This is a genomic window from Sphingomonas bacterium (assembly GCF_903644135.1).
Classification (GTDB): domain Bacteria; phylum Pseudomonadota; class Alphaproteobacteria; order Sphingomonadales; family Sphingomonadaceae; genus Sphingomonas.
The window spans coordinates 1-8,598 of sequence record NZ_CAHJXA010000099.1 but is presented as its reverse complement, the minus strand read 5'-3'; the positions used below and the strand labels follow the sequence as shown (position 1 = coordinate 8,598).

9 protein-coding genes are annotated in these 8,598 nt (G+C 67.4%); 4 read left to right on the top strand and 5 right to left on the bottom strand.

The annotated features are described in order from the left end of the window. Nucleotides 1-161: 161 nt before the first annotated feature. The 3 genes from HUU96_RS07040 to HUU96_RS07030 are packed head-to-tail and all read right to left on the bottom strand — an operon-like array spanning nt 162 to nt 2,528. Nucleotides 162-389, bottom strand: a complete 228-nt coding sequence (locus HUU96_RS07040) for a hypothetical protein (RefSeq protein ID WP_174292128.1) — start codon at nt 387-389, stop codon at nt 162-164. After that, nucleotides 386-1,852 (bottom strand): radical SAM protein, encoded by a 1,467-nt coding sequence (locus tag HUU96_RS07035; RefSeq protein WP_174292127.1) that lies wholly within the window; start codon nt 1,850-1,852, stop codon nt 386-388. The genes HUU96_RS07040 and HUU96_RS07035 overlap by 4 nt, the downstream gene beginning before the upstream one ends. Continuing rightward, the gene (locus tag HUU96_RS07030; RefSeq protein ID WP_174292126.1) at nt 1,755-2,528 is read right to left on the bottom strand and encodes a prolipoprotein diacylglyceryl transferase family protein; all 774 of its coding nucleotides are present in this window, start codon (nt 2,526-2,528) and stop codon (nt 1,755-1,757) included. Before HUU96_RS07030 ends, HUU96_RS07035 begins: the two co-directional genes overlap by 98 nt. A 158-nt stretch (nt 2,529-2,686) precedes the next feature. Between HUU96_RS07030 and HUU96_RS07025 the strand changes: the two genes are divergently transcribed. Next, a complete protein-coding gene (locus HUU96_RS07025) occupies nt 2,687-4,147 on the top strand; it encodes an MDR family MFS transporter (protein WP_174292125.1) in 1,461 nt (486 codons plus the stop codon). Between the two features lie 6 nt (nt 4,148-4,153). On the opposite strand, the gene HUU96_RS07020 is transcribed toward HUU96_RS07025, so the two are convergent. Then, on the bottom strand, nt 4,154-4,654 hold the full coding sequence (locus tag HUU96_RS07020; RefSeq protein ID WP_174292124.1) for a TetR/AcrR family transcriptional regulator: 501 nt from the start codon (nt 4,652-4,654) through the stop codon (nt 4,154-4,156). Between the two features lie 118 nt (nt 4,655-4,772). Between HUU96_RS07020 and HUU96_RS07015 the strand changes: the two genes are divergently transcribed. Next, nucleotides 4,773-5,075: a putative quinol monooxygenase gene (locus tag HUU96_RS07015; protein WP_174292123.1), complete on the top strand. Its 303-nt coding sequence runs from the start codon at nt 4,773-4,775 to the stop codon at nt 5,073-5,075. A 61-nt stretch (nt 5,076-5,136) separates the two neighbouring features. On the opposite strand, the gene HUU96_RS07010 is transcribed toward HUU96_RS07015, so the two are convergent. Then, on the bottom strand, nt 5,137-6,036 hold the full coding sequence (locus HUU96_RS07010; RefSeq protein ID WP_174292122.1) for a LysR family transcriptional regulator: 900 nt from the start codon (nt 6,034-6,036) through the stop codon (nt 5,137-5,139). 105 nt (nt 6,037-6,141) lie between these two features. Here HUU96_RS07010 and HUU96_RS07005 point away from each other — a divergent pair, with 105 nt between their 5' ends. Beyond that, the gene (locus tag HUU96_RS07005) at nt 6,142-7,656 is read left to right on the top strand and encodes an aldehyde dehydrogenase family protein (protein WP_174292121.1); all 1,515 of its coding nucleotides are present in this window, start codon (nt 6,142-6,144) and stop codon (nt 7,654-7,656) included. A 73-nt stretch (nt 7,657-7,729) separates the two neighbouring features. After that, nucleotides 7,730-8,598, top strand: an 869-nt coding sequence (locus HUU96_RS07000) for an aldehyde dehydrogenase family protein (protein WP_174292120.1), incomplete at its 3' end; no start/stop codon positions are given.

Below are 8,598 nucleotides of genomic sequence, written 5' to 3'. Positions count from 1 at the left end.
CGCGGCGGCAGCGTCGCGGCCGACCCCGCCGATAGCGGTGCCGGATGCCGTCCCGACCGATCTGTATCTAGCGACCGATCTGTGATGTACCTGCCAGGCGCGGTGTCGCAGCACCTCCAAACGTCATAGCTGCGCGAGCCACCAACCCGCACGTACCTGCGTCATTCGTCGGGTGAGCGCATCATCCGAAACCCCGCCCTGGCGATAAGGACACCGAGCCCGCACGGGACGATACCGATCAGCAGCAACGGCGATGCCGACAGCATCGCGCTTGGCTCGCTGACGAAGCTGGGCAGCGAGAACAGGATCACCGCGCCCGTGCACAGGCCGGTCGTGCCCGCCAGCAGCACGCCGATCGCCACGAGCAGGCCGCCAAAGAACCGCGTCACAAGAGGCTTCCCGCCCGCGCACCATCCCGCCGCGCCTCGGCGAGCACCGCTTCCCCCGCCGCGCCTGGCCGGTAGAAGAGGTTGAAGGTGTCGAACGGGATGATCGCCCCGTCCGGCTGGACGAAGTGGACGCAGCTGCGCTTTACCGTTCCCAGGTCGAAGTTGAAGCGGTCCAGGAATTGCGAGATGACCACTCGGAACGTCTGCTCGTAGCCGATGTCCTGCGGCACCGCCGCCTCCGGCAGGCAGCAGAGCAGGCTGGCGAGCTTCTCCGACGTATCCGCCTGCGCGGTGGAGAGCGAGAGGAGCTGGAAGATGCGCTCCTTCAGCTCGGGATAGGCCTCGAAGCTGACGGTGTTCGGCGCGGCGGCGACGAACAGCTCGCGCGGCAGCATCGCCGTCACCGGTGCCACGTCGCGCCCGTTGCGCAGGCCATAGCCGATGCAGATCTGGTCGGGGTTGCAGGGCAATGGGATCAGGTCGTCGAGCGCGAACACGCCCGCCTCGGCGATGCGGCGGCGGATCTCGGTGAGGGTGATGCGGTGCTGCTTGGCGTCGAAGCCGTCGTTGCGGCCGGCGTCCTGGACCGGCTGGAAGGTGACGCCACGCACGCAACGCCACTCCAGCGCGTGCCGCACGATGTCGGGGATCTGGCGATCGTTGACGCCCTTCTTCACTGTCACCACCAATGTCGTCGAGATGCCGGCCGCTTCCAGCGCCTCCAGCGCGCGGCGGCGGATGGAGGAAAGGCGGGCACCGCGCAGCGCCATCAGCGCATCGTCGTCGAGCGCGTCGAACTGGAGATAGACTTCGAAGCGCGGGCGGAACGTGGCGAGGCGGGCGACGAACTCCGGCTCCTGCGCGATGCGGAGCCCATTGGTGTTGATCATCACATGGCGGATCGGGCGAGCGCGGGCGGCTTCCAGTATCTCGAAGAACTGTGGGTGGATGGTTGGTTCGCCGCCCGAGATCTGGACAAGGTCGGGCTCGCCCTCGGCGGCGACGATCACGTCGAGCATCGCCTCCACCTCCGCCAGCGGGCGATGGCCGAGATGGTGGACGGAGGAGCCGGCGAAGCAGACCGGACAGCTCAGGTTGCAGGCCTCATTGATCTCGATGAGCGCCAGACAGCTATGCTGCTCATGGTCGGCGCACAGGCCGCAGTCGAATGGACAGCCATGCTCCGTCCGGGAGTGGACCGTGAGCGGCCGGTCGCCAGGCTTCAGCCAGTCCTTGGCGGCGCGCCAATAGGCGACATCGTCGGAGATCAGCGTCTTGGTGACGCCGTGAACGCGGCATCGCTTGCGATAGAAGACAAGGTCGCCCTCGACGATGATCTTGGCGGGCACCGGCGTGAGGCACGTCTCACACAGGCTCGTCGTCTCGCCGAAGAACAGATAGGGTGCGACTCCGCGCGGCGGCGCGCTCGCGGCGGAGGTCGGCTCGATAAAAGACGCATCCATAAACGACCAGCCCCAGGCATAGCAGGTGAAAGATGTTTAGCGGCCCGATCAGCCTTGGATAGGGCTTGAGGAACTCCCAGGCGAAACGCTGCGCGCCGTACCAGCCCGACAGCACGTAGAAGCTGCGGCGAAACGCCCAGCTCCGCCGCCGACGAAGCGCCGTGACATAGACCAGCAGGAACACCAGCATCGCAAGCGACTCGTACACCTGCACCGGGTGACGCCCGATCCCGTCGCCAAGATCGACCGCCCAGGGCAAGGAGGTCGGCACGCCATAGGTCTGGTCCGGCAGGCCCGCGAACAGGCAGCCCCAGCGGCCGACGACGATGCCGATCGCGAGCGGCCCGACGAACGGCGTGCCCGTCGATCCCGTCAGGCCGATCGCTCGCTTGTAGACCTCGACCGCGACGATCGCACCGGCAAGCGCGCCGGCGACGCTGTGCGACAGCACGGGTGCGACCATGCGCAACGAGTTGGTCGAGCCCATCGCCCAGGCACCGACCAGCGCCCCGACGGCCAGCGCGGCGAAATAGCCGGGACCGGTGGAACGCGCCAACCGCTCGGCGGCATCCTTCAGCCGCCATCGGTGCAACGTCGCGCCGGTGAGGGCAGACGACGCCCAGGCAAGGATATCGAACAGGCTATGCGCCCAGGGCGCGGTCGGGATCACCAGCATCCGGCGATCGTCCGATGCTTACGGCCCGACTGCAAGGCGGATGCGAATGTCCCGCCCTGGAAAGCCGTGGAACGTACCGGCAGCGGCATCCCGGTCGGTCCGACCATGTTCCAGCCTTTTCGGTTTGAGATGGATGTCGCCCCGCCTAGTGCCCACGGATGGTCCTTGCCCTGCCTCCCAGCCGCCCGCTCGTGCTCGCCTCCGTCATGGCCGCGTCGTTCATGATCGCGATCGAGGCGACGATCGTATCCACCGCGATGCCGCAGATCGTCGGCCATCTCGGCAATCTCGACCTGTACGCCTGGGTGTTCTCCTCCTTCCTGCTCGCGCAGACCGCGACCACGGTGGTGTTCGGCAAGCTGGCGGACCTTTACGGGCGCAAGTCCATCCTGCTGGCGGGAATCGCGATCTTCCTGGCCGGGTCGGTGCTGTGCGGTTTCGCCTGGTCGATGCCGTCGCTTATCGCGTTCCGGTTGCTGCAAGGCATTGGGGCCGGCGCGATCCAGCCGGTATCGATGACCGTCGTCGGCGACCTCTACGCCGCGCACGAGCGCGGGCGCGTGCAGGGCTATCTCGCCAGCGTATGGGGTGTGTCGTCGGTGGTCGGGCCGCTGGCCGGCGGACTGATCATCTCGCATGTCAGCTGGGCGTGGATCTTCTGGATCAACGTGCCCGTGGGGATCGCCGCCGCCGCCGGTTTCCACCTCTTCCTGCGCGAGAGCGCCTCGCGCGAGAAACGCAGCGTCGATGTCCTTGGCGCGCTGCTGTTCACGGTCGCCATCGCCGCGCTGATGCTGGCGTTGACCGAGGCGAGCAGGGCAGGTTCGGTGGCGTTGGTGAGCGCGGTCGTCTGCCTCGTCGGCGGCGCGCTGTTCGTCTGGCAGGAGCGGCGGGCGCGCGATCCGATGGTGGCGTTCGCCCTGTGGGCACGGCGACCGATCGCGACCACCAACGCCGCCACGCTGCTAAGCGGGATGACGATCATCGGCCTGACGACCTTCCTGCCGATGTATGTGCAGGTGGTGCTGGGCTATTCGGCGCTGGTGGCCGGCTTCACGCTAACCGCGACGGTGCTGGGCTGGCCGATCGGGGCGACGCTGGCGGCGCGCAACTTCGCTCGCTTCGGGTTGCGGCCGACGCTGGTGTTCGGCAGCGTCCTGTTGCCGATCGGCGCGCTGGCGTTCGTGGCGCTGGCACCGGGCGGATCGCCATGGCTGGCCGGGGCGGGGTCGCTGATGCTGGGGTTCGGCATGGGCTTCCTCAGCACCGCCGCCATCGTCATCATCCAGGACAGCGTCGGCTGGGCGGAGCGCGGATCGGCCACCGCTGCCAACATGTTCGCTCGCAACCTGGGGAGCACGTTGGGCGCGACCATGCTCGGCGCGGCGTTGAACCTCAGCCTCGCACGCGGTGGTGCCGTCTCAGCCGAACAGGTGCGGCACCTGCTCGACCGTGGCGCTCAGGCGGTCGGTGATGGCGATGCCCGCCTGGCGCTCGGCCAGTCGCTGCATGTGACGTTCTGGGGCGTGCTGCTGATCGCGGTCGCGACGATGCTCGCGGCGTTTCTCGTGCCAGCCGTCGACCTGCACCAAGGCCTTCGCGATGAGACAGCGACCTGACCGCCGCTAGGCCGTCGTGGCCAGACCGATCGCGGCATCGCCGATCGAGCTGCGTCCAAGCGCGCTGAGAAGGTATGATCCTTCGATGACCGCCATGAATAGCGGCCCTGTAGAGGGCCGGCCGTCCTCTTCAGGCAACAGACGGATTGTCACCCAAGACAGGAAGCCGTCCGCGATCCTGCCGACGATGTCGCGATGCGGCTGCAGCCCTCTTGCCGCGCCGGCCGCCAGGTCGAGCCACAAGGGCATGAACGGCCGCAGCTTGTCCGAAGCCAGGGCGGTCCAGGCCTGGTCCAGCAGGGCCGCGAAGGATTGCGGAGGGGCGGGGGGGATCACGTCGTCGAGCGCGGCGATCATGCGCGCGGCGACCCGTTCCAGGGTCGCAGCCAGCAATTCGTCCTTGTCGGCGAAGTAATAGAGCAGCATCCGGTCGCTCGTACCTGCGGCAACCGCGAGCGGCCGCAGGGTCGCCGCGCTCAGCCCCTCGTTCAGGACGTGATCGGCCATGCGCTCGATGGCAGCTTCGCGGCGGTCGCTACGGACAGTCATCCAGATTCATGTAGCATCAGCTACAATCCAATGCTACGTAGCGCCCGCTACAAAGATTTGGATAGAGGAGTGTACGATGTCGGTTCTTTGCACGGTCGTTTCGGTCATCAAGCCGGAATGCGTCGAGGCATTCGTCGAGACGCTTGGCGGCATGTTCGCCGACACCAGCCGCCATGCCGGCTTCATCAACATCCGCCTTCTGAAGAGCGAGACCGCCCAGGACGAGTTCATCCTTGTTCAGGAGTGGGAGACGATCCAGCATCACCAGGCGTATATGGCGTATCGTGGTGAGCAGGGCGACCTGGACACGCTGTCGGCGATGACCTCCGGCCCACCGCAACTCCGTTATTGGAGCGCGACGCCACTCGCCTCGGCCTGACAGGGCCTGCTCGACCATCTCGGGCTGTCGCTGTTCGTGGTCGTTTGATCAGAGCGCATGGTCATTGCCGATATCGCAAGGCGTCGATCACGGCGGCGAAGGCCGGGGTGGTCTGCCGCCGGCTGGGATAATAGAGGTAGGTGCCCGCCCGCACCGGGCACCAGTCCTCCAGCACCGCGACCAGCCGGCCCGATGCCAGGTGATGCTCGACCTGGCTCCTGATCGCATAGCTCAGGCCCACGCCGCCCAGCGCTGCGTCGATCATCAGCTCGGCGTCGTTGGTCAGGAACACGGGATCAATCGCGACGCTCACCGCGCGGCCGTCGCGCTCGAACGGCCAGCGGTGGATGTCGCCGGAGGTGATGTAGCGATAGCCGATGCAGTGATGCTCCGACAGCGCGTCGGGCGAGGTCGGCGCGCGGTGATCGGCAAGGTAGGCCGGCGCGCCGACCACCGCCATGCGTTCGTCGGGCCCGATCCGCACCGAGATCATGTCACGGGCGATCAACTCGCCGGTACGGACGCCGGCGTCGAAGCCGCCCGCGACGATGTCGATCAGCCCGCCCTCGACCGACAGCTCGACCAGGATGTCGGGATAGTCGCGCCGCAACGCCGCCAGCCTGGGCGCAATCAGCGTCGTGGCGGGGATGCGGGGGGCGCTGAGGCGGACGCGGCCGGCGGGGCGCTCGCGATAGACGTTGAGGTTCTCGATCCCCGCGGCGATGTCCGCCAGCGCCGGGTCAAGGCTGTCGAGCAGGCGGCGGCCGGCTTCGGTGGCGGCGACGCTGCGCGTGGTGCGACTGACCAGCTTGACGCCCAGCTTCTCCTCCAGCCGCCGGATCGCGTGACTGAGCGCCGACGGCGAGACGTGGAGCTGCGCGGCGGCATGGGTGAAGCTCTTCAACCGCGCCACTTCGGCAAATGCGGCAAGGCCGGACAGGTCGATCGGCGGCACCGGCATACTCCCGTGATTGCTGACGTCGTGTCACAGGCACATGCGCCTTTCCAGGGCTAATCAGCGGCTTTGCCCGTCCCATCTGCCATCGTACCTATCAGGAGACGATCGATGAGCAGAGACGACCCAGAGAAGGCGGGCACGACCGCAGCAAGCGCGCCGACGATCAACCCGGCGGCGCTGGCCTATGTGAAGGCCGGCCCCAAGCAGCTCTATATCGACGGCAAGTGGACAGCCGCCAAGTCCGGCGAGACCTTCGACGTTATCGATCCCTCGACCGCCGACGTGATGGTCGCGGTGGCAACGGGCGACGCCGCCGACATCGACCTGGCCGTGGCGGCGGCGCGCAAGGCGTTTCGCGATCCTAGCTGGGCGCGGATCAGCCCGCACCAGCGCTCGCGCTACCTGCTGACCATCGCCGACATCATCGAGCGCAACGCCGACGAGCTCGCGGTCATCCAGGCGATCGACATCGGCATGGTGCTGGCGCAGTCGCGCGGGCTGATCGCGACGATGCCCGACGTGTTCCGCTACTTCGCCGGTGCCGCGACCAAGGTGATGGGCAGCACCTATCCGTCGGACGGGTCATCGCTGACCTATACGCTGCGCGAGCCGCTCGGCGTGGTTGGTGCGATCATCCCGTGGAACAGCCCGGCTTTCGCCTTCGCCTGGAAGGTCGCGCCGGCGCTAGCCTGCGGCAACACGGTCGTGCTCAAGCCCGCCGAGCAGGCACCGCTGCTGCCGCTGCGCCTCGCCGAGCTGATCGAGGAGGCCGACCTGCCACCGGGCGTGCTCAACATCGTGCCGGGCCTTGGTGCTGGCGCGGGCGACGCGCTGGCCAAGCACCCGGGCGTCAACAAGATCAACTTCACCGGCTCGACCGGCGTCGGCAAGGGCATCCTCGCCGCCTCGACCGGCAACCTCAAGAAGGTGACGCTGGAGTTGGGTGGCAAGTCGCCCAACATCATCTTCCCCGACGCCGACCTGTCCAAGGCGATCCCGGCGGCACTGATGGGCTTCGCCGCCGGTGCCGGCCAGATCTGCGTCGCAGGCACGCGGATATTCGTCCATGAGGACGTCTATGGCGAGGTCGCCGCGGCGATCGCCCAGGCGGCGCAGGGCATGAAGACCGGCAACCCGCTCGATCCCGGCACCGATGTCGGCCCGATCATCTCGCAGAAGCAGTTCGACCGGGTTTCGGACTATATCAAGGTAGGCCAAGACGAGGGCGCAACGCTGCGCACCGGCGGGCAGGCGCACGCGGGATCGGGCTATTTCGTCCAGCCGACCGTGTTCGAGGACGTGACCGACCAGATGCGGATCGTCCGCGAGGAGATCTTCGGGCCGGTGGCGGCGCTGATCCCGTTCAAGGACGAGAACGACGCGGTGTTCCGCGCCAACGACACCGAGTTCGGCTTGGCGGCGGCGGTGTGGACCAAGGACATCTCGCGCGCCCATACGGTCGCTCGGGCGCTGGAGGCCGGCACGGTGTGGATCAACACGATCTACGAGCTCGACGTGATGGTGCCGTATGGCGGCTACAAGATGTCGGGCATCGGCCGCGAATTGGGGCCGGAGTCGATCGAGGCCAACACCCAGCTCAAGACCGTCGTCGCACGGTTCTAGTCATGGATGAGCGATGGCGGGCACTTGTGTCCGCCATCGTCGGTTCATCGGCGAGGTTTTCCAGGAGTCCGACATGCTTCACCAACCGATCGGCGCCGACGAAAGCCAGCGCAACGCCGCCGCCCGCGCCTTCATCGTCGGCAGTCCGAAGACCATGCTGATCGGCGGCCAGTGGACCTCAGCCGCATCGGGCGAGACGTTCGACGTGATCGACCCCTCGAATGGCAAGTTCCTCTCAGCCGTGGCGCAGGGCGATGCCGCGGACGTCGATCGCGCCGTACAGGCGGCAACCAAGGCGTTCGAGGCAACGTCCTGGGCGAAGATGCCGCCGCATGAGCGAGCGAGGCTTCTCTACCGGCTGGGCGACGTGCTGGAGCAGAACGCCGAAGAGCTGGCGACGCTGCAATCCTACGATATGGGCCTGCTCTATCCCTTCTCGCAGGGGATGACGGTCGCGATGGCGGACGTGTTCCGCTACTATGCCGGCTGGACGACCAAGATCCTGGGCAGTACCTTCCCGGCGAATGGCCCCGGCCTGACCTATACCAAACGCGAGCCGCTGGGCGTGGTCGGCGCGATCATTCCCTGGAACGGCCCGATCCTCGCCTCGGCGTGGAAGATCGCGCCGGCGCTCGCCTGCGGCAACACGGTCGTGCTCAAGCCGGCCGAGCAGGCCCCGCTGGTGCCGTTGCGCCTCGCCGAGCTGTTTCAGGGGGCGGGGCTGCCCGACGGCGTGCTCAACATCGTCACCGGCGACGGCAGCACCGGCGCGGCGATGGTCGCGCATCCCGGCATCGCCAAGATCAGCTTCACCGGCTCCACCGAGACCGGCAAGCGGATCATCGCCGAGGGCGCGGCGACGATGAAGAAGGTGACGGTGGAACTGGGCGGCAAGTCGCCGACGATCATCTTCCCCGACGCCGACCTCGACAAGGCGGTCGG